15 protein-coding genes are annotated in these 18,796 nt (G+C 67.3%); 8 read left to right on the top strand and 7 right to left on the bottom strand.

All coding sequences use genetic code 11. From position 1 onward, the window contains the following. Positions 1–48: 48 nt before the first annotated feature. The 5 genes from OPIT5_26530 to OPIT5_26510 all read left to right on the top strand — a co-directional run bounded on the left by OPIT5_26530 (position 49) and on the right by OPIT5_26510 (position 6,029). A complete protein-coding gene (locus OPIT5_26530) occupies positions 49–651 on the top strand; it encodes a dimethyladenosine transferase (GenBank protein ID AHF93244.1) in 603 nt (200 codons plus the stop codon). Positions 652–694: 43 nt separating this feature from the next. Further along, on the top strand, positions 695–2,317 hold the full coding sequence (locus OPIT5_26525) for a sulfurtransferase (GenBank protein ID AHF93243.1): 1,623 nt from the start codon (positions 695–697) through the stop codon (positions 2,315–2,317). Then, positions 2,314–3,603, top strand: coding sequence for an acyl-CoA dehydrogenase (locus OPIT5_26520; GenBank protein ID AHF93242.1), 1,290 nt, complete (start codon positions 2,314–2,316; stop codon positions 3,601–3,603). Before OPIT5_26525 ends, OPIT5_26520 begins: the two co-directional genes overlap by 4 nt. A 166-nt stretch (positions 3,604–3,769) precedes the next feature. Beyond that, entirely contained in the window at positions 3,770–5,374 is a 1,605-nt protein-coding gene (locus tag OPIT5_26515; GenBank protein AHF93241.1) for a gamma-glutamyltransferase, read from the top strand. 40 nt (positions 5,375–5,414) lie between these two features. Then, complete coding sequence (locus tag OPIT5_26510; GenBank protein AHF94775.1) at positions 5,415–6,029, top strand: hypothetical protein; 615 nt, start codon at positions 5,415–5,417, stop codon at positions 6,027–6,029. Between the two features lie 72 nt (positions 6,030–6,101). On the opposite strand, the gene OPIT5_26505 is transcribed toward OPIT5_26510, so the two are convergent. The 7 genes from OPIT5_26505 to OPIT5_26475 all read right to left on the bottom strand — a co-directional run bounded on the left by OPIT5_26505 (position 6,102) and on the right by OPIT5_26475 (position 13,484). Beyond that, complete coding sequence (locus OPIT5_26505; GenBank protein ID AHF93240.1) at positions 6,102–8,396, bottom strand: sodium/hydrogen exchanger; 2,295 nt, start codon at positions 8,394–8,396, stop codon at positions 6,102–6,104. 302 nt (positions 8,397–8,698) lie between these two features. After that, entirely contained in the window at positions 8,699–10,081 is a 1,383-nt protein-coding gene (locus OPIT5_26500) for a succinate-semialdehyde dehdyrogenase (protein ID AHF93239.1), read from the bottom strand. 134 nt (positions 10,082–10,215) lie between these two features. Then, complete coding sequence (locus tag OPIT5_26495) at positions 10,216–10,944, bottom strand: phosphoglycerate mutase (protein ID AHF93238.1); 729 nt, start codon at positions 10,942–10,944, stop codon at positions 10,216–10,218. 23 nt (positions 10,945–10,967) lie between these two features. After that, entirely contained in the window at positions 10,968–11,222 is a 255-nt protein-coding gene (locus OPIT5_26490) for a MerR family transcriptional regulator (GenBank protein AHF93237.1), read from the bottom strand. A gap of 78 nt (positions 11,223–11,300) precedes the next feature. After that, the gene (locus OPIT5_26485) at positions 11,301–12,305 is read right to left on the bottom strand and encodes a molecular chaperone DnaJ (protein ID AHF93236.1); all 1,005 of its coding nucleotides are present in this window, start codon (positions 12,303–12,305) and stop codon (positions 11,301–11,303) included. 33 nt (positions 12,306–12,338) lie between these two features. Beyond that, positions 12,339–12,875 carry a DNA-binding protein gene (locus tag OPIT5_26480; protein ID AHF93235.1) on the bottom strand — a complete coding sequence of 179 codons (537 nt, stop codon included), beginning with the start codon at positions 12,873–12,875 and terminating at the stop codon, positions 12,339–12,341. Between the two features lie 306 nt (positions 12,876–13,181). Beyond that, complete coding sequence (locus tag OPIT5_26475) at positions 13,182–13,484, bottom strand: hypothetical protein (protein AHF94774.1); 303 nt, start codon at positions 13,482–13,484, stop codon at positions 13,182–13,184. A gap of 658 nt (positions 13,485–14,142) precedes the next feature. On the opposite strand from OPIT5_26475, the gene OPIT5_26470 reads away from it, so the two are divergent. The 3 genes from OPIT5_26470 to OPIT5_26460 all read left to right on the top strand — a co-directional run bounded on the left by OPIT5_26470 (position 14,143) and on the right by OPIT5_26460 (position 18,733). Then, a complete protein-coding gene (locus tag OPIT5_26470) occupies positions 14,143–15,072 on the top strand; it encodes a sulfurtransferase (GenBank protein ID AHF93234.1) in 930 nt (309 codons plus the stop codon). Positions 15,073–15,173: 101 nt separating this feature from the next. After that, positions 15,174–16,379 carry a membrane protein gene (locus OPIT5_26465; GenBank protein ID AHF93233.1) on the top strand — a complete coding sequence of 402 codons (1,206 nt, stop codon included), beginning with the start codon at positions 15,174–15,176 and terminating at the stop codon, positions 16,377–16,379. Then, complete coding sequence (locus tag OPIT5_26460) at positions 16,376–18,733, top strand: hypothetical protein (protein ID AHF93232.1); 2,358 nt, start codon at positions 16,376–16,378, stop codon at positions 18,731–18,733. Before OPIT5_26465 ends, OPIT5_26460 begins: the two co-directional genes overlap by 4 nt. Positions 18,734–18,796 lie beyond the last annotated feature (63 nt).

The following is an 18,796-nucleotide window of genomic DNA, read 5'->3' as shown; positions in this document are numbered from 1 at the left end:
GCCACCGTCCAGTCCGCCTCGATCTGCACCGCCGAACGCCCGCTCGTGATCGGTGCATTTCTCTTTGACGACTTCCAGTCGCTCGACCTCTACGGTCCGCTCGGAATTTTCAGTATCCTGCGCGAGCGTGTCCGCATCGTCACGCTCGCCGCCGCTCCCGGCTCCGTGCGCGCCTCGCACGGACCGGCGACCGTCGCCGACCGTGCCTTCGCTGATCCCGGTCCGCTCGACGTGCTGCTCGTCCCGGGAGGGCAGGGAACCCGTCGCGAGGTGGACAACGCCGCTCTCCTCGAATCCCTGCGCCGGCTCGCCGAAACCACGCCGCTCGTGGCCAGCGTCTGCACCGGCAGCGCGCTCCTCGCCCGCGCCGGCTTGCTCGACGGACACCGCGCCACCTCCAACAAGCGCGCCTTCCCGTGGGCCGTATCCCAAGGCCCCGGCGTCCACTGGGTGCCGGAAGCACGCTGGGTGGAAGACGGCAAATTTTTCACCTCGTCCGGAGTCGCTGCCGGCATCGACCTCGCCCTCGCCATCGTCGCGCGGCTGTTCGACCGCGATACCGCCATCGGCATCGCGCAAGCCGCCGAATACGAATGGCGCGAAAACAGCGCCCGCGATCCGTTTGCCCGGGTCCACGGCCTGGTCTCCTGAACCACGCCCCCCTCGCATCCACCGCACCGCCACCACATCCGCCATGTCCAGCCTCCCGACCCTCGAACCCGCCGCCGTTCGCGAACTCCTTCGCGCCGGACGCGAACTCGCCTTCATCGACCTCCGCGAAGCCGGCCCGCACGGCCGCTCCAAGCCGCTCTTTGCGGTCAACCTCCCGCTCGGCCGACTGGAGGAGCGCATTTTTTCTCTCGTGCCGCGGCGCTCGGTGCCGGTCATCCTCTTCGACGGCGGTCAGGGACTCGTCCGTCGCGGGGCGGAGCGACTGAATGCGCTGGGTTACACCAACATCACCGCTGTCGGCGGCACCCTCGCCGACTGGCGGCGCGCGGGCGGCGAACTGTTTCGTGACACCAATGTCGCCAGCAAGGCCTTCGGCGAGGTCGTCGAGCAGCAGGCCGGCACGCCCGAGATCGACGCCGCCGAGCTGAAGGCGCGGCTCGATCGCGGCGAGAATCTCGTCGTCATCGACGATCGCCCGTTCGCCGAATACCAGGCCGCCACCATACCCGGCTCGATCAACATCCCCGGCGCCGAACTCGTGCTGCGCGCCGCGGAGCTCCTGCGCACGCCCGACACGCAACTCGTGATCCATTGCGCCGGCCGCACGCGCAGCCTCATCGGCACGCAGGCGCTCATCAACGCCGGCATTTTCAAGAACGTGGTCGGGCTGCGCCACGGCAACATCGGCTGGAACCTCGCCGGCCTCGAGCTCGAACACGGCGCCGCCCGCCGCGCTCCCGCCCGTCTCGATCCGGAAAACCATCGCCGCGCCCGCGAGGCCGCCCGGGACCTCGCGCGGCAAACCGGCATCCGCTTTTTCGGGGCCGACGCCCTCGCCGCGTGGGAAGCCGAATCGGAGCAGCGCACCTTGTACAAATTCGACGTGCGCAGCCCGGAGGAGCACGCCGCGCGCCACGCGCCCGGTTTTGCCCACGCCGCGGGCGGCCAGCTCGTGCAGGCGACGGACGAGTACATCGGCGTCCTCTCCTCCCGCGTCGTCCTCGCCGACGACGACGGCGTGCGCGCCGCGCTCACCGCCTCCTGGCTTCGACAACTCGGCTGGAGCGAGGTGGCGGTGCTCGCCGACGGGCTCGGCGACCGGCTCGTCCCCGGCCCGGCGGCCGCGCCCGTCCGGCCCCGGCCGCCCGAAACGCCGTTCATCGATGCGGACACGCTGGCGGCGGCCCCCTCCGGCACCGCCGGCCTGAAACTCGTGGTGGTTGACCTGCGTCCGGGCCGGGATTTCGCCGCCGGCCACATTCCCGGCGCATGGTATGTCCCCCGCGCCCGCGCCGCCGAGGGCCTGCCCGCGCTGCCCGATGCGGATCGTCTCGTCCTCGTATCCGAAGACGGATACCTCGCCGCCTTCGCCCAGGCCGAATTCCAGGAGCTGACCGTCGCCCGCGTCGAAGCGCTGGCCGGCGGCTTCGCCGCGTGGCAGGCCGCCGGGCATCCTCTCGAAAAAGGACTCATCCGGCTCGCCGTGCCGCCCGATGACGTTTACCGGCGTCCGCTGGAAGAGACCGGCAACCCCGATGATTTCAAAAGCCACTACATCGCATGGGAGCTCGGTCTCCCGGAGCAAATCCGCCGCGACGGCACCGCCCGCTTCGATGTCCATCAACCCGCCCGTGTCCGGCCATGAAGCATCCGGATGCTCCTCCCGTCATATCGGCGCATTTTTCACCGACTGTCCGGCACGGATTGCGTTGTCATCAGCCGGGTTATTCTCCCGGCGTGAACGAGGATGGTTTTTCCGTATCCGGTCTCGATAAAACCGTCGAGCGCGTGGCGCGTCAACTCGCCGCCACCGCGATCGAACGCGACCGCCGCGGAGGTCACGCCCGCGAGGAACGTGAACGACTCCGTGCCGCCGGCCTGCTCACGCTTTCCGTCCCGCGCGCCTGGGGCGGCGAGGAACTGCCGTGGTCGCGTATCCTCAAAATCATTCGTCGCCTGGCCGAGGCGGACAGTTCGCTGGCTCACATCCTCGGGTTTCATCACCTCCAGGTGGCGAGCGTCCTCTGCTTCGGCGACGAGGCCCAGCGCGAACGTTACCTGCGTGGCACGATCGAAAAAAACTGGTTCTGGGGCAACGCCCTGAGCCCGCTCGCCACCGAGCCCGACACACGCACCGAAGCCGATGGCACGCTGCGCCTCACCGCCACCAAGCGCTTCTGTTCGGGCGCGCTCGGCTCCGACATGCTGACCGTCTCCCTCCATCGCAACGGCGCCGACCGCCTGCGCCGTCACATGGCGGTTGTTCCCACCGCCCGCGCCGGCATCACGGTCAACGACGACTGGGACAACATCGGCCAGCGCCAGACCGACAGCGGCACTGTGCGCTTCGACAACGTGACCATCGCCCCCGACGAAGTGCTGGCCCATGCACCCTCGCTCGACGAAGTCCGGGGCGGCCTGCGCAACGGCATCTCGCAACTCATCCTCGCCAATCTCTATCTCGGCATCGGTTTTGGAGCGCTCGCCGAAGGCCGGCGTTACACGCTGGAAAACTCCCGCTCCCACCTTGCCCCCGGCGTCGAATCCGCCGGGCGCGATCCGTATGTGCTGCACCGCTACGGCAATCTATGGACCCAGCTCTCCGCCGCGCGCGCCCTCACCGACGCCGTCCTCGCCCGCTACGATGCCGCCTGGGCGCAGCGGGATGACTTGCCGGAGGAGGAGCATCACGGCCTGGCGCTGGCGATCAGCGAGACCAAGGTGTTCAACGCCCGCGTCGGACTGGAAGTGGCGGAGCAGATTTTTGACGCGGCGGGCGCGCGCGCCACGGCCTCGCGTTTCGGTCTCGACCGCTTCTGGCGCAACATCCGCACCCACTCCCTGCACGATCCGATCGACTACCGCCTGCGCGACCTCGGCGTCTGGTACCTGCACGGCGACTGGCCCGTCCCGCCAATCCGCACTGCCTGAGACCCGCAACGCTACGTATTCAGAAATATATTACACACGGCCAGCCTTGGGGGAACCTCTGGAAATTGGACAGAAGGCAACAAAGAGAACGAAGAACAACCACAGCCGTTTATCATTCATTTCTGAACAATTTACGAAATCGATCTGATTCTCCCTTCACCGCGCCATGTCCTTCGACTGGAACAATCCCTGGCCCTCCACGCGCAGCCCGCTCTTCGCCCGCAACGTCGTCGCCACCTCGCACCCGCTGGCCGCGCAAGCCGGCGTGCGCATCCTTCACCGCGGCGGCAATGCCATCGATGCCGCCATCGCCGCCGCGGCCGCCATCACCATTGTCGAGCCGGTGGCCAACGGACTCGGCAGCGACAGCTTCGCGCTGGTATGGGACGGCGCGGCATTGCACGGGCTCAACGCCTCCGGCTCCGCGCCGGCGGCGTGGAGCGTGGATTATTTCCGCCGCAAACATGGCGGCCGGCTGCCCCGCCGCGGCTGGGATTCCGTGACCGTGCCGGGAGCCGTCGCCGGGTGGGTGGCGCTCTCCGGACGCTTCGGCCGGCTTCCCTTCGCCGACCTGCTCGAAACCGCGATCGAACTCGCGGAACGCGGGCACGTGATCACGCCGCACATCGCGCACAAGTGGGCGGCGCAGGTGCCCGCGCTCCGGGACCAGCCCGGTTTCGCCGAAACGTTCCTGCCCGGAGGACGCGCGCCGGCGCCGGGCGAGAAATTTGTGTTTGCCGATGCTGCCGCCACGCTGGGAAAAATCGCGGCGACGCGCGGTGAAGCATTTTACCGCGGAGAACTCGCCGAAAAACTCGTCGCCCACAGCCGCGCGCACGGCGGCGCGCTGACCTTGTCCGATATTTCCGGATACAGACCGGAGTGGGTGGAGCCGATATCGAAGGATTACGCCGGCCATACCGTCCACGAAATCCCGCCCAACGGCCAGGGCATCGCCGCGCTCATCGCGTTCGGCATCCTCGACAAGCTCGACCTCCGGAGCCTGCCGCCCGATTCCGTCGAGTCGCATCACGTGCAGATCGAAGCCATGAAGCTCGCCTTCGCCGACGTGTATCGCTGGGTCGGCGACGCCCGCGCCATGACCGAAGTGACCGCCGCCGACCTGCTCGACGACGCTTACCTGGAATCGCGGGCGCGTCTGATCGACCTGGACCGGGCGACGGATTTCCACCACGGCGCGCCTCCGCGCGGCGGCACGATTTTTATTACCGCCGCCGACGAAGGCGGCCGGATGATCAGCCTGATCCAGTCCAACTTCGCCGGGTTCGGCAGCGGCGTGGTCGTGCCGGGCACGGGTATCTCGCTGCAAAATCGCGGCAGCGGCTTTTCGCCCGATCCGTGCCACCCGAATGCCGTCGCAGGTGGCAAACGCCCGTTTCATACCATCATTCCCGGCTTCCTGACGAAGGCGGGGAAACCTGTCCTGAGTTTTGGCGTGGTCGGCGGTCCGATGCAGCCGCAAGGGCATGTGCAGACGCTGGTGCGGATGCTCACCTACGGACAGCAACCGCAGGCCGCCTGCGATGCGCCGCGCTGGAAAGTCGAGACGGGACTCACCGTCGGTTTCGAGCCGTCGTTCCCGCCGCACATCCGCGACGGCCTGATCGCGCGCGGCCACCGTCCGGAGACGAGTGTGGATCCGATGGCATTCGGGTCCGGCCAGTTCATCTGGCGGCTTTCGGACGATCCCGATCAGGGCTACGTCGCCGCCAGCGACCCGCGCCGCGACGGCGTGGCGGCGGGTTTCTGATCCTCTTTGTTCCTGCCATCATGATCATCCGGTTACTCCCATGAACGCGCGATTCCTGTTCACCGGTCTGCTTCTCCCGCCGCTGCTTCTGTGGGCGGGGTGCTCGCATGCTTCGCGGAGCACCGGGGAGCTCGACCGGATGATCCAGGCTCTCGCCGACGCTCCGGCCTGGAGCGACATGCGGCCCGAAACGCTCGCAACCGAAGGGGCGGCCCTCGTCGAACTCTGCCAGTCGTTTTCCGGACTGAGCTTCAGGGAGCTTCGGTATGTGGAATTCAATTACCTGGCGAGGTTCGAGCATGCCCGCCCGCACCTGGAAACTTTTCCCGACGATTACGGCTCCCTGTACACGCGACCCGTCACCACCATCACCGTGCCGCCGGAGCATCTCGCCGCCTGGCGTCGGGCGTGGTCAAAAGTTTACGTCCTGCACCGGATTTATTTCGCCGTTCCCGACTCCCCGCCCCCGGGCTCCGCGCCATCGGACCCGGGTCCCGATCGCCTCTATCCGCTGGAGCGCACGGACTCCGGTTTCCGGCTCACCGGAGTCTGGCAGCCGGCCATTGACCGGATCGATCCGCGCAAGGAATTTGCCTGGCTCGCCTACACCTGGGGCTCCCGTCAAACGGGCCGAAAAGTGAGCTACGCGTATTGAGGCGAGTTTCAACCCCGGCCTGATTGGCCACGGCCTCGCCCGGTATTACCCTGAGCGAACGTTCTTTGGACCTCATTCCGACCTGGACGCCAGCCAGCGGCGGAGCGCCTGGACCTTGTCGGGCTCGCCGAGGACAAGCAGAAGATCGGACGGCCGGATCGGATCGGCGCCCACCGGGTTTACGTGGCGCACCCCGGCCCGTTCGATGCCCACGACGAGCACATGGCTGCCGGCCGCGTCCTGCATTTCAGCGACCGTGAGCGCAGCCGCAAACGTCGCAGGCACCGCAACCGATTCGAGGCGGCATTCGTCAATGCTGTGCGTCTCGCCTGCAGTTTTGCCCGCGCTCAGGTCGGCACGGGCGCGCCCGAGGTTTTCGCTTCGCCCGAGCAGCAGGAGGCGGTCGCCCGCGTAAAGCCGGGTCGCGAGATCGGGCGCGATCAGCACGGTTCCTTGTCGGTCGATTTCCACGACGGAGCAGCCGAAGCGCGCCCGCACATCCAGTTCGCCCAGCGTGCGGCCGGCGCACGCGGCGCGTTCGGGCAGCACGCATTCCTGCACGTTGAGGTCCCACGAGCGGGCGTCGCCCACCCAGGGCTGCGAGCCGAGCGCGGCGGTGCCTTCCGGAGTGGCCGGCGCGCCGCCGTCGAAGGCGGCGGTGAGATCGCTTTGCCAGTTCTCGTTAAGCGCGGCGAGCCGGCGGTAGAAAACGAATACGACCCCGCCGGCGACCGCGAGGATCACGAGCCAGAGCCAGCGCGCGAGCGAGGCGACGGGCAGCACCTGCGAAAGGTAATACGCCAGCCCCGCGCCGCCGAGCACCTTCGCGCACGCCTCCATCGGCCGCACCGGCAGACGCGGCAGGCGCTCGGCGGCCGTCCGGGCAAAGAGCGTCGCGAGCGCCGAGAGCGCGCGCCAGAGCGCGATCAGCGGGATGAGCAGCACGCAGCCAAACACTACCCAGAAAATCACCTTGAACCCGAGGGGATCGAGGTTGGCCGCCAGCGGGCTCTGCTGGATGGATCGGAAGATCAGTTCGGAAAACGTGGTCAGCCCCGTGAGCAGCAGCAGGTGCAGGGTGAGCAGGATCACGTGGTGGCGGCCCAGTTCCCACCAGCGCCGCCCGTGGCCCAGCCCGGCGAGCTGCGCCAGCCACCGGTGCCAGGCGTCGAGGCCGCGCTTGAACCAGCCGGGCTCGAGGCGGTCGCACCCGCGCAGCAAGGGGCCGGCGTGTTGATTGAGGAAGGGCGTGACGAAGACCGTGAGGATCGAGATGCCGACCACGACGGGATAGGCCTTGGCGGGCAGCGCGCCCGACTTCACGCCCATCTGCGCGGTCAGGAACGAAAATTCGCCGATGGGGATGAGCATCAGTCCGGCGCGGCGGGCCTCCGCCGAGGGTTCGCCGACCGCGATCAGCGCCAGCCAGACGGCCACCACGCGCACGGCGATCATCAGCAGGCCCAGCCCGAGGATGGCCGGCCAGACTTCGCCGAAGAGGCGCACGTCGATCATCATGCCGATGGACACGAAGAACACGCTGCTGAACATGTCGCGCGTGCCGGCGAACGCCTTTTCGATTCCCGGCTTCTGCGGCATCTCCGCGACGATCGCGCCGAGGAGGAAGGCGCCGAGGGCGAGCGAGTAGCCGGCCTTGACCGCAACCAGCGCCATGAGGAAGAGCAGCCCGGCGACGAGCAGCGTGCGCAGTTCGGGATCGGTGTGAGCGAGCTCCATCCGCCGCAGCAGGCGGGGAACGAAGAGCAGGCCGGAGACCAGCAGCAGCGCGACGAAGGCGATCAACCCGGTGACGAGGCTGCCGAGGTGGACGGAGGCGGCCCCGGCGGCGCTCTGCCCGGCCAGCACGGCGAGCATGACCACCGCCACCACGTCCTCGTTGACCGTGACCCCGACCGCGAGTTGCCCGGTGCGGTCGTGGTCCAGGTTGAGTTCGCGCACGACCTTCGCCACCACCGCCGAACTGGAGACCATGAAGATGGCGGCGACGAAGAGGCCTTGCAGGTGTGACCAGCCCGCGATCAGGCCGATGAGTTGCGTGAAGTTGAACACCAGCAGCGCGGCGAGGATCGTGGCGACGAACGCGCCCGCGCCCATCTGGCGGAGCTTGGTGAGGCTGAAGCCGAGCCCGATGGAAAACATGAGGAACGTGAGCCCCACCTGTGAAAGCGTCTCGATGCGCGGCACGTCGGTGATGAGCGAGAACGGCGGCGTGTAGGGGCCGATGACGATGCCGGCCAGCAGGTAGCCGACGATGACGGAAAGGCCGGCGCGCTTGCAGAGCACGCCCGCGATGCCGGCCGCGAGCAGCGTGATGGCGAGGTCCTGGATGAGATCGATGCCTTCCATGAGCGGGAGCTGGAGATTCGGAGGGAGGAACTTGTCCGGCCGCGGGCGGCGCGGCGAGCAGACAGTTCCGGGTTACGGTCGTAGGAACCGTAATGCCCTGATCATCTTCAGCCATCGGTGAAATCCGCGGTTTCAATCGCGAATTTCAGACTGAAAATGCCCGGAGCAAACTCCAGGCATTGGAGCGGCCGACGTCCTCGTCGCCGGACGCGCATCAGCGTGCCCACTCCTGCGGGACTTTTGTCCCGTCCGGCGGCGGGGACGCCGCCGCTCCTCCAAGTCGGCCGCTTTTCCGCCGCCGCTCAGAACGGGTCGTTCACATCCGAGACGCGGATGAGCTTCTTGTTGACGAATTCCTCCACGCCGAGGGACGAGAGTTCGCGGCCGTAGCCCGAGCGTTTCACGCCGCCGAAGGGCAGCTCGGGCGCGGTCCAGGTCGGGTGGTTGATGAACACCATGCCGGTGTCGATCCGGCCCGCGATGCGCTTGCCGCGTTCGATGTCGCGGGTGAAGACGGAGCCGCCGAGGCCGAAGGGCGAATCGTTGGCCAGCGCCACGGCCGCCGCCTCGTCGGCCACGCGATAGATGGCCGCCACCGGGCCGAAGAGTTCTTCGTAGTAGGCGGGGTTGTCGGGCTTGATGTCCGTGAGCACGGTGACCTCGAAGAATGCGCCCTTGCGTGCGAGACGCTTGCCGCCGAGCAGGACGGTGGCGCCGCCCTTGACCGTGCGCCGGACCTGCTCGTCGAGGTGCACGGCGGCTTCCTCCGAACTCAGGGGGCCGAGCTGCGTGGTTTTGTCGAGCGGATCGCCCGCGCGCAGATTGCTCATGCGGGCGACGAATTTTTTCGTGAACGCGCCGGCCACGGCTTCCACGACGATGAGGCGCTTGGCGGCGACGCAACACTGGCCGGTGTTGTTCATGCGCCCGACCCAGGCCCATTCGACGGCCTTGTCGATGTCGGCATCCTCCAGCACGATGAAGGCGTCGCTGCCGCCGAGTTCGAGGACGGATTTTTTCAGGCTCTTGCCGGCGGCTGCCGCCAGGCTCGCGCCCGCCTCCTCGCTGCCGGTGAGGGACGCGCCCTTGATCCGGTCGTCGGCGACGAGGGCGGAGATTTTCCCGCCCGGGATCAGCAGGTTGGTATAAACGCCGGCGGGGGCGCCCGCCTCCTTGAAGATCTCCTCGATGGCGATGGCGCATTGCGGGACGATGGAGGCGTGCTTCACCAGCACGACATTGCCGATCATCACATTGGGCGCGGCGAAACGCGCGACCTGGTAGAAGGGGAAATTCCACGGTTCGACGCCGAGGAGGACGCCGATCGGGTCGTGGCGGATGAACGCTTCGCCGAGTCTGGTCGGGACGGGTTTGTCGGCGAGGAGGCCGGGCGCGTGGTCGGCGTAGTAGTCGAAGATGTCCGCGCTCAGGTCGATCTCGCCTTCGCTCTCGGCGATCAGCTTGCCCATTTCGAGGGTGATCAGGCGGGAAAGTTCGGTCTTCTGCTCGCGCAGGAGCGAGGCGACCTTGTGGAGGAGGAGCGAGCGATCTTCATAACGGGTCGTGCGCCAGGAGCGGAAGGCCTGGTCGGCGGTGGCGAGGGCGGTTTCGATGGCGGCGGGCGTCATCTCGTCGAAGGTTTTGACGACTTCGTTGGTGCAGGGATTTACGGTGGAGATTGGCATAATGTGATGAGTTGACCCCAACCTACCCACAAAGTGCGTCCCCGCGACCATCCGGGCCGGCACTTTGCCCGTCCATGTCTGTGTTTTCCCGCGGAAGCGGGCTGGAGGCCCGGCGAGGTCGTCGGGCTTCCAGCCTAAAGCGCATCGGGGTTTCCCTGATGGTTCGCCGGCAGGCCGGGAATCTCGCCTCCCTCATTTTCCCAGCGTTCGATGGCACGCTGTTTCAGGATTCCGGCCTCATTCTCGCGCAGGCGTCGCCCGGCGTCGAGCAGGCCGCCGGACACCGCGCCCCACAGGGCGATGGCCGGTTCCTCGTCCCGGCCGTGCTCATGGCCGAGGACACTGAGCGAGGCGGTGCCGAGCAGGAAATGCCGGGCCTGCGCCAGCGGCAGGCCGATCCAGCGCACCCCGAGGACCCGCCCGAAGTGACCGTGGGTGAAGAGCGCGATATCCCCTCGCAACTGGCGGAGCCGCGCGAGGAGCCGGTCCGCGCGATCGGACACCTGCGCGGGCGTTTCGCCGCCGGGGCATCCGTCCCGGAAAATATCCCAGTCGGGGCGCTCCTCCCGGATCTCGCTGGCGCGTTTCCCTTCGTAATCGCCGTAATCCCACTCCGCCAGATCCGGCTCGATCGTCGCGCCCGCGCCGAGTCCGCTCAATTCGCAGGTGCGGCGCGCCCGCAGTCGCGGGCTGGTGAATACATGGCTGAAAACGGCGCCGGCCAGCCGTTCCCCCAGCAGGCGCGATTCGAGTTCCCCCTGCCCGGTGAGCGGCAGTTCGGAACGGCCCGTGTGCCGGCCGGCGAGCGACCACGCGGTTTCACCGTGCCGGACGAGATAGAGGTGCGGGAGCAGGTTGTTCATGACGGTATCCTTGGGGCGCGGGTTCAGATTCGCGCGAGGGCGCGCAATTCCTCCACGTCCGCCATCAGTTTCAGGATGATTTCGATCCCGGCGAGGTTCACGCCGCACGCGGTGCGCAGATACTCGATACGCTGCAGCGTGCGGATGGCGTCCCGATCAAAGTAGAACCCGCCGTAAACAGGATCGAGGCGAGGCGTGACCAGACCGCGCCGGCAACACACGAGCACGCTGTGCCGCGACATCCGGGCGAGACGAGCGGCGGTGTCGATCGGAAAAATCGCGCCGGGCTCCGGTTCGAAAATTTGCAGGGCGCAGGATTCGGTTTCGGCGATCATGGCGGTGTCGGGTTGCGGAGATCAGGGCGCGTGTTGCCGGGGATTGAAATGCGAAGTGCGGGCGAGATTTTCCCAGAGGGCGCGTTGGGCCGCGGTGATTTCCGCCGGCACACGGATTTTCACGATGATGTAGAGATCCCCGCGCTCGCCCGCGGCGTTCTTCGGCAGCCCTTGCCCGCGCACGCGAAGCTGGCGGTCACTGCCCGTGCCCGGCGGAACACGCACTTTCACCGTTCCGGACAGCGCGGGCACGGTGATTTGCGCGCCGAGCACCGCCTCCCACGGCGTAAGTTCCAGTTCGTGATACAGGTCCGTCCCTCGCACCTCGAAGTCCGGGTGCGCGGCCAGCCGGACCCGCAGGAAGAGATCGCCAGGCTCGGCGCCACCGGTGCCACGGCCGCCCTTGCCCGGCACGCGAATCCGGCGGCCTTCCGTCGCTCCCGGGGGAATGCGCACGGTGAAGGTCTCGGTCTCGGGCTTGCCGGTTTCCGGATCGAGGCGCTGGAGCGATATCTGCCGGGACGAACCCCGCATGGCTTCGTCCAGCGTCACCAGGATGGCGCCTTCGATGTCGGCGCCGGGCATTCGAAATTCGCCGCTGGCGGCGCCGTGTTGTCCGGCCCGGCGAAACATGTCCTCATAACCGGCCGCGTGCCCCGGACCCGCGTGTCCGCCAAAAAACTGCTCGAAGAAATCGCTGAAACCGGTGGTGCCGCCGAAATGGAATTCCTGGCCTGACTCCGCACCCGGACCGCCTTGCGCCTGTGCGCCTGCATAGCCCGGGCCCGGGCCGCCGTACTCCCGGCTGGCGCCGAGTTCGTCGTATTTCCGGCGTTTCTCCGGGTCGCTCAGGACCTCGTTCGCCTCGTTGATTTCCTTGAATTTGTCCTCGGCGGTTTCCTTGTCCTTCGCCACGTCCGGGTGGTATTTGCGGGCGAGCGTGCGAAACGCCTGCTTGATTTCCTCCTGGCTCGCGTCGCGGGACACGCCGAGGACGGCATAGTAGTCTTTGAAGTCAACTGCCATAAGGATGCGTCAGCCGGCGCGGGAGGCCCGCGCTCAGTGCCGCGGCGTGCCGGTGCGGGTGGTCTCGAAGAGGAACCAGACGCGGCGCTCGGCCTCGTCCACCCAGTTCTCGATGAGGCTGGCCGTGGCGATGTCGTGGTGTTCGTCACACACCTCATGCGCCTTGCGCAGATGGACGATGAGCGTCTGGTTGTCCTCGCGCAGCTCGGCGAGCATGTCGAGGGGTTCGACGTAGTCCGCATCGTTGTCGAGCACGCGCTGCAGGCGCGAGATGTGGCCGATGGATCGCAACGTGGTGCCGCCGATCTTGCGCACGCGCTCGGCGAGGTCGTCGGTCAACGCGAGCAACTGGGCCGCCTGCTCGTCGAGAAGGAGGTGATAATCGCGGAAGTGCGGGCCGCTGATATGCCAGTGGAAATTTTTCGTTTTCAGGAAGAGCGCGAAGACGTCGGCGAGCAGCGTGTTCAGGGCTCCGGAGAGATCCTTCGTGGCTTTCGCGGTGAGATCCGTGGGCGTGGCCAGCGGGATTTCGAATTTGCGGGTGAGTGTGGCGGATTCGGTGGTTTTCACGGTAAGATCATTATCCGGAACCGGATTTATGACAATCGGATCAACAGGTATTTTCCCCGCGCAGGCCTGTGTTTTTGCGGAACGGCGCGCCACGCCGGAAAGGAGCGGCCAGAGCGACCGCGCGTTTTCGGGCGCCCGGCGCATGACGGTCGTGCCGGCGTCGATGCCGGTCCGATACGGAAAGCGTCGGGTTTCATGGTCCGGAATCGCGGGGCCGGTTCACCTTCACCCGCACGACGAGATACGGCGGCCGGCGCAGGTCCTTCGCCGACTTCCAGGTGTGCGTAACGAGGAGCCCTGAACGGGTCAAAGCGGGTGTTTGGCCAGAAAGTCCTCGCGGAACTCTCCCGGCGACTGGCCGGTGAGCCGTCGGAAAAACCGGCTGAAATATGCCGGGTCCTGAAAGTTCAGCGCGTAGGCGATTTCGGATACGGAGCGTGTCGTATGCGCGAGCAGCCGCCGGGCCTCCAGCAGTTGACGCTGCCGGATAAGCTCGCCGGCCGGATGGCCGGTGGCCTCGCGCACGGCCTCGCTCAGCCGGTCGGGGGAAACGTGCAACCGGGCCGCATACTCGCCTACCGTCTGGACCTTCAAAATCTGTTCCTCCATCGAGCCAGAACACCTCGTAGTAGTCGTGGCGGTGCAGTGGCACGCGGTTGGGCATCCGGGTGGCGGTGTCCTCGAAACGCCCCACATGGATATCGTCCATCGGGTGTACGGCCTCCGCATAATCATCGAGGCCGTGAACGGGTACGCGTTGTCGATTCATGGATACGTCCTTCAGCCAGACACAAAGCGCCGGAAGAAACAAGCAGGCTGCCTCCGCCAGCTCCGTTCATTCCCTTGGTGGTACCCCGGAGCGTGCTTCGGCTTGTCGGAGCGGCGGCGAGACGCCGCCGCTCCAATACCCAGGGGCTTGCTCCGAGGTTATTTATTTGTATCTTTATCTATTTAATTGGAATTTTGCTTTCACGAAACCTTCGTCGTTGAATTCATGAGTCGGGTTTCCCGTTTTGGAAAAACGGGTTGAGTGAAAGTTATCATCTTTTTTTCGTCGGCGCGTTGACAAATTTTATTTCCTACCTGAATAGTCAGAATTAATGCGCCTGTGCGCCTCCTGATTCCGCCAGGAAAAGGTTCTGTCACCCGTAATCTCACCGCAGATGCTGACCATGCTCATGGAAGTCTCTCGGCCCCGTGTTCCGGACGCTTTCACTGCCTCCGTCTACACGGGCTTCACCCGGAAAATATCCAGACAACTACACGCATGAAATCCCGTCTCGCCTCCGCGCTCGCGGCCGCCCTGGTGGCCGCCGTCGCAGTCGCCACTCCCGCCAGCGTCTCCGCCAAAGAGGTGCTCGTCACCACCGAATGGGCGGCGCAAAACGCCGCGAATCCCGCCGTCCGTATCATCGAGGTCTCCGTCAATCCGGGGCTCTACGAGCAGGGTCACATCCCCGGCGCGCACAACGTGAGCTGGCACTCCGATCTCGTGGACACGGTCCGCCGCGACATCGTCTCGCAAGAGCAATTCGAGGCGCTCGCCTCGCGCCTCGGCATCACGCCGGAAACCACCGTCGTCCTCTACGGCGACAACAACAACTGGTTCGCCGCCTGGGGCGCGTGGATTTTTAATGTCTACGGTCACGGCGACGTGCGCCTTGTCGACGGCGGACGCAAGAAATGGGAAGCCGAAAAACGTCCGCTCGACACCATTCCCGCCTCCGCCCGCGCGACGCAGTACCAGGTGACGCAGGTCAACTCCGACCTCCGCGCGCGCCTGCCCGACGTGGTCGCCGCCGCCGAAGGCAAGGCCGACGTGAAGCTCCTCGATATCCGGTCCCCGGACGAGTACTCCGGAAAACTCTTCGCCCCGGCCAACAGCAAGGAACTCTCCATCCGCGCGGGCCACGTGCCGGGCGCGGTCAACGTGCCCTGGGTCAAGGCCGTCAACGAGGACGGCACCTTCAAGTCGCCCGAAGAACTGAAGGCCCTCTACGCCGATGTCGGCGTCGACGGCAGCAAGCCGGCCATCGTCTACTGCCGCATCGGCGAGCGTTCCAGCCACACCTGGTTCGCGCTCACGCAGATTCTCGGGTATCCGGCCAGGCAATACGACGGTTCCTGGACCGAATACGGCAACGCCGTCGGCGTGCCCATCGACAATCCCTCGGGCACCGTCTGGGACGGGAAGTAAGGTCGCCACATTTTCACGCGCCAGCCGGCGGTTACCGGTCGGGTCGTCCCGGCCGGTAGCCATGCCGTGCCGCCGCTTTTTTCCCGCGCCCACCTCATCCGATGCCCGTCACCCGCCTCGCCTCGACCTTTCGCATAACCCTCCCGCTGCTGCTGCTCGCCGGCCTCGGCTCCGCGGCGTGGTGGCTGCACGGCAGCGCGGCCTACGGGCGCGCCGGTTCGTGGGCCCTGCTGAGCGGGGCGGTTTTCGGCGTGCTCCTGCAACGTTCGCGTTTCTGCTTCTATTGCGGGCTACGCGAATTTATCGAGGAGCGCGACGCCCGCCCCGTCCTCGGCCTGCTGGCCGCGCTCGCTGCGGGCACGGTCGGCTACCTCGTCATTTTCGGAGCCTGGGTGCCGTTTCCCGAGGCCGGGCATCTGCCGCCGCGCGCGCACATCGGGCCGGCCGGCTGGCATTTGCTGGTCGGCGGCTTCGCGTTCGGCGCGGGCATGGCGCTTTCCGGTTCGTGCCTGAGCGCGCATCTCTACCGGTTGGGCGAAGGTTCGCTGCTCGCCCCGGTCGCCCTCGCGGGGGCTGCCGGAGGTTTCATCCTCGGGTTCAATTCGTGGGAGTTTTTTTACCTGCACGCCGTCACGGAAGCGCCGGTCGTGTGGCTGCCGCGCACGGCGGGAGGCTACGCCCTCGCCGCGGTTGTCCAGCTCGCGGTGATCGGCCTGCTCGCCTTTCTCGTGTGGCGGCGCGGGCGCGTGGATCCGCTGCCGTCGGCCGCGCGACCCCCGCGCACGCTGGCCACGCTGGCGGAGGCGGTTTTCGTGCGGCGCTGGCCGCACTGGATCGGCGGCGTCGGCGCGGGGTTGCTCGGCGCGGCGGTGTACCTGCGCGCCACGCCGCTCGGCGTCACGGCCGAACTGGGCCGCCTCTCGCGCAAGCTCGGCACGCACTGGGGCGTGTCGCCGCTTTCGCTGCCGGGACTCGACGGGCTGGCCGGCTGCGCCACGGGCGATCCCGCCGGGGCCGCCGCGCTCACGCCCAACGCGCTCTTTGTCGTCGGCCTCGTCGCCGCGGCGGTGGCGGCGGGCGTGGGTTCGGGGGCGTTCGTGCCGGAACGTCCGCCGTGGCCGCGCGTCGTCCTTGCCCTGGCCGGCGGTGTGCTGCTCGGCTTCGGCTCGATGATCTCGCTCGGTTGCACCATCGGCACGCTGCTTTCCGGGGTGAATGCGCTGGCGCTCTCGGGCTGGATTTTTGCCGCGGCGCTTTTCGGCGGCGTGTGGACGGGGCTGAAATTCCGCCGGAGGATCGGTCAATGAACCGGGAACATTTCGGAGAATTGGCCGCGAAAGGGCGCAAAAATCTTCATGCGCATGGAGCCGTCCATCGCGCTTATAAGCGCGCGGGAGGTCCTCGACGGCCAGAGAGATTTTTTGCGCCCTTTCGCGGCCAATTCTTTTTCGGTTGTGCTCTCGTTGTGTTCCTGGCGGCCGGCTCGCCGGGTTTCGCGGCCAACCGCCTGGCCGACGCCGCCTCGCCGTACCTGCGCCAGCACGCGGACGATCCGGTGGACTGGCAGCCGTGGAACGACGACACGCTCGCCCGCGCCCGCCGCGAGAACAGGCCGGTCTTCCTTTCCTCCGGCTACTCGACCTGCCACTGGTGCCACGTGATGCGGCGCGAGACGTTTTCCCGCGCCGACGTCGCGGCCTTTCTCAACGAGCACTTCATCCCGGTGAAACTCGACCGCGAGGAACGCCCCGACATCGACCGCATCTATCTCGCGTTCGTGGCCGGCACGACCGGGCGCGGCGGGTGGCCGCTCAACGTCTGGCTCACGCCCGACCTGAAACCGTTTCTCGGAGGCACGTATTATCCGCCGGAGGATCAACCGGGGCAGCCCGGTTTCCTGACCGTCGCCCGCGTCGCCGCCGAAGGCTGGGCGCGCGACCGCGAGAAGGTCGCGGCGCATGCCGACCGGATTGCCGCCGCACTCGCCTCGCTGGCCGGGGCGGCGGGCCCGGACCAGCGGTCCGGACGGTCCGGTGCCGCCACGATCGACAACGCTGCATGGTCGGCCGCCGCCGCACAGCTTTTTGAGGAATTCGACCCGGAGCATGGCGGGTTCGGGCGCGACGCGAAATTCCCGCATGCTTCAAAAATCCGCTTTCTGTTCCGCTTCGCCGTCCAGCCCGGCGTGCCGGCCGGCGAGGCCGCGCGCGCCCGCGAGGTGGCGTTTGCCTCGCTCGAGGCGTTGACCGGCGGCGGGCTTCGCGACCACCTCGGCGGCGGTTTCCACCGCTACACCGTGGATCGGGGCTGGCGGCTGCCGCACTTCGAAAAAATGCTCTACGACCAGGCGCTCGTCGCCGGCCTGCTTGTCGATGCGTATCAGCTTTCAGGTGACACCCGCCGGTTCGACCTGCTGCGGGAAACGCTCGCCTTCGTCGAGGCCGCGCTGACGTCACCCGATGGCGCATTTTACGCGGCGCTCGACGCCGAAAGCGCGCTGCCGGGCGCGGCGGAGGGCGACAAGGCCGAAGGTGCATTCTACACCTGGAGCCTGGACGAAATCACCGCCGCGCTTCCGCCCGACGAGGCGGCGCTGGTCATCGCCCGTTACGGATTCACCGCGGAAGGCAACGCCACCTCGCTGGAGGAACGCGCCGGTGTCCTGCACAACCGCAACGTGCTCGTACCGGCATCGTCAGCCGCTGCCACTGCGGTGACGAAGGCGCCCGGCGCCGCCGAAAAACTCTCCCGCGCCCTCGATCGCCTGCGCGCCATTCGCTCCACACGGCAACCACCGGCGCGCGATGAAAAGATCATCACCGCATGGAATGGTTACATGATCTCGGCGCTCGCCCGGGCGCATCAGGTGACCGGAGAATCACGCTGGCTCGATCTCGCCACTCGCGCCGCCACGCACCTGTGGCAGACAGCCTGGAACGGAAAGACGGCGACACTCCGCCGCATCGCGGCACCCGGCGGCGGCGACGGTTTTGCCGAGGATTATGCGGCGTTCATCCAGGGTCTGCTCGATCTCTACGAAGCCGGTTTCGATCCGCGCTGGCTCGACCGGGCGCTCGCGCTTCAGGCCACGCTCGACACCCGCTTTGCCGACCCGGCGCCGGCATCGGCCGGCGGCGGCGGTTATTTCGGCACGGCGGCCGGGGCCTCCGGCGTGCTCGTGCGGATGAAGGAGGATTTCGACGGCGCCGAGCCGGCCGCCAGTTCGCTCGCCGCCGACAATCTCCGCCGCCTCGCGGTTTTCACCGGCGACGCCGCGTACGAGCACCGCGCCCGCGCCGTGCTGGCCGCCTTTGCGCCGCAGCACCGGCGCGCTCCCGCCGCCATGCCGGTTCTCCTCGCCGCCGCCTTCGGTTTGGCGGAGGGAGCCAAACCCCGCCAGATCGTCATCGCCGGCCGCGCCGGTGCCGATGATACCCGCGCGCTCCTTGCCGAGGCGCGCCGCCGGTTTCAGCCCTTTGCGACGATCCTGCTCGCCGACGGCGCTTCCGGCGACTGGCTGGCGCAACGCAACGAGGCGGTGGCGGCGATGCGCTCCGCGGACGGACAAGCCACGGCTTTCGTTTGCGAAAATTTCGCATGTGACGCACCCGTTTCCGATCCCGCTGCGCTTGGCCGCCTGCTCGACCGGGGGCAACGCTGATCTTTTCCGGCACCCGATTTCATCTTTTTCGCCCGTCATGTCCGCCACCACAACCACCTCCAC

This window comes from Opitutaceae bacterium TAV5, assembly GCA_000242935.3.
In the GTDB taxonomy this organism is placed as follows: Bacteria; Verrucomicrobiota; Verrucomicrobiia; order Opitutales; family Opitutaceae; genus Geminisphaera.
The sequence above is the reverse complement of the archived record's forward strand: the minus strand, read 5'-3'. Positions and strand labels throughout refer to the sequence as shown.

Bases quoted from the DNA above. Each gene is read 5' to 3' on its own strand.
- OPIT5_26525 (AHF93243.1), top strand. From the start codon at position 695: ATGTCCAGCCTCCCGACCCTCGAACCCGCCGCCGTTCGCGAACTCCTT.
- OPIT5_26520 (AHF93242.1), top strand. From the start codon at position 2,314: ATGAAGCATCCGGATGCTCCTCCCGTCATATCGGCGCATTTTTCACCG.
- OPIT5_26515 (AHF93241.1), top strand. From the start codon at position 3,770: ATGTCCTTCGACTGGAACAATCCCTGGCCCTCCACGCGCAGCCCGCTC.
- OPIT5_26510 (AHF94775.1), top strand. From the start codon at position 5,415: ATGAACGCGCGATTCCTGTTCACCGGTCTGCTTCTCCCGCCGCTGCTT.
- OPIT5_26505 (AHF93240.1), bottom strand. From the start codon at position 8,396: ATGGAAGGCATCGATCTCATCCAGGACCTCGCCATCACGCTGCTCGCG.
- OPIT5_26500 (AHF93239.1), bottom strand. From the start codon at position 10,081: ATGCCAATCTCCACCGTAAATCCCTGCACCAACGAAGTCGTCAAAACC.
- OPIT5_26495 (AHF93238.1), bottom strand. From the start codon at position 10,944: ATGAACAACCTGCTCCCGCACCTCTATCTCGTCCGGCACGGTGAAACC.
- OPIT5_26485 (AHF93236.1), bottom strand. From the start codon at position 12,305: ATGGCAGTTGACTTCAAAGACTACTATGCCGTCCTCGGCGTGTCCCGC.
- OPIT5_26475 (AHF94774.1), bottom strand. From the start codon at position 13,484: ATGGAGGAACAGATTTTGAAGGTCCAGACGGTAGGCGAGTATGCGGCC.
- OPIT5_26470 (AHF93234.1), top strand. From the start codon at position 14,143: ATGAAATCCCGTCTCGCCTCCGCGCTCGCGGCCGCCCTGGTGGCCGCC.
- OPIT5_26465 (AHF93233.1), top strand. From the start codon at position 15,174: ATGCCCGTCACCCGCCTCGCCTCGACCTTTCGCATAACCCTCCCGCTG.
- OPIT5_26460 (AHF93232.1), top strand. From the start codon at position 16,376: ATGAACCGGGAACATTTCGGAGAATTGGCCGCGAAAGGGCGCAAAAAT.